This is a genomic window from Phenylobacterium sp., assembly GCF_036821595.1.
Classification (GTDB): domain Bacteria; phylum Pseudomonadota; class Alphaproteobacteria; order Caulobacterales; family Caulobacteraceae; genus Phenylobacterium.
This window is the reverse complement of sequence record NZ_DAISJG010000183.1, coordinates 1-1347: the sequence shown is the minus strand read 5'-3', so window position 1 is coordinate 1347 and position 1347 is coordinate 1. Positions and strand designations below refer to the sequence as shown.

General features: G+C 69.4%; 3 protein-coding genes. All 3 read left to right on the top strand.

Features of this window, described 5'->3' with window-relative positions; translation table 11 throughout:
* On the top strand, nt 1-308 hold a 308-nt coding region (locus tag V7Z97_RS20460; protein ID WP_334165478.1), incomplete at its 5' end, for a hypothetical protein.
* A 181-nt stretch (nt 309-489) separates the two neighbouring features.
* Nucleotides 490-1044: a F0F1 ATP synthase subunit delta gene (locus V7Z97_RS20455; RefSeq protein WP_334165476.1), complete on the top strand. Its 555-nt coding sequence runs from the start codon at nt 490-492 to the stop codon at nt 1042-1044.
* Between the two features lie 4 nt (nt 1045-1048).
* On the top strand, nt 1049-1347 hold a 299-nt coding region (locus V7Z97_RS20450), incomplete at its 3' end, for an HAS-barrel domain-containing protein (protein ID WP_334165474.1).

Sequence of the window (1347 nt, the reverse complement as noted above, 5' to 3'; positions counted from 1 at the left end):
AAGAGCAGGCCCCCATGACCGCACCCGCCCCCACCCTGCGCCAGGAAGTCGTGTTCTCCGGAAAGCCCGGCGAGGCCGCGGGCTTGCTCGAGCCGCTGCTGCTGGCGGTGGGCGGCCCCGGGACCACCCTGCTCTCCGTCACCTTCGACCACGGCCCGGCGGGAGCGACCGCGGGACCCGCCGTGGCCGAGGCCTGGACTGAGCGGGCGACCCGCAGCCTGGTCTTCGCGCACGGCCGGCTGGCCGGCCCGGACGGGGCGGCCCTGGTCACCTGCACCGCGGTGCTGCGCAACGCCACGGAAGCTTGAGGCCATTCTGCCGGGCGCTTTGGTTGCGGCGCCGAACATCGCGTGATACTAGGCGCGCGGCTTTGGGCCGGGCGTTTTAAACGCGCTACGGACCGAAGCGCTTTTCTTTAGCGCTTACAGGCCTTTAGGTCGCGGTTGGATCAGCCGCCGCGGCTCTCGAAACGCACCGGGCGGATATTAAGTGGCGGACGATTCCCAGGCTTCGAATGTGGGCGGCAGATATGCCCAGGCCCTGTTCGATCTCGCGAATGACCAGAACCAGGTGGCGGCCGTCGAGGCCGACCTGAAATCGCTCAAGGCCGCCCTGGCCGAGAGCCGCGACCTGCAGATCCTGCTGAACTCGCCGTCGTTCGACGCCGAGGCGAAGGGCAAGGGGCTGGCGGCGATCGCCGATCGCGCCGGCTTCAGCGCCACCACGAAGAAGTTCCTCGGCCTCCTGGCCGCCAACGGCCGCGCCGCGGCGCTGTCCGCCGTCGTCGCCGCCTTCGAGCGCCTCGCCGCCGAGGCCCGCGGCGCCGTCTCCGCCCAGGTCGTCACCGCCGTTCCCCTGACCGCCGCCCAGTCCAAGGGCGTGCAGCAGGCCCTGCGCCAGGCGCTGGGCAAGGACCCTGAAATCGAGACCCGCGTCGATCCGTCCATCCTGGGCGGCATCAAGGTGCGGGTCGGCTCCCGTCTGTTCGACGCTTCGCTGAAGTCGAAGCTCGATTCCCTGAAGTTCGCCCTGAAGAGAGCGTAAGCCCATGGATATCCGCGCCGCCGAAATCTCGGCCATCCTGAAGTCGCAGATCGCCAACTTCGGCGAGGAAGCCGACGTCTCCGACGTCGGTTCGGTCCTCTCCGTCGGCGACGGCATCGCCCGCGTGTTCGGCCTCGACAACGTCCAGGCCGGCGAAATGGTGGAGTTCCCCTCCGCCGGGGTGAAGGGCATGGCCCTGAACCTGGAGCGCGACAACGTCGGCGTCGTGATCTTCGGCGAGGACCGCGCCATCAAGGAAGGCGACGAAGTCCGCCGCCTGGGCGAGATCGTGGACGTGCCGGT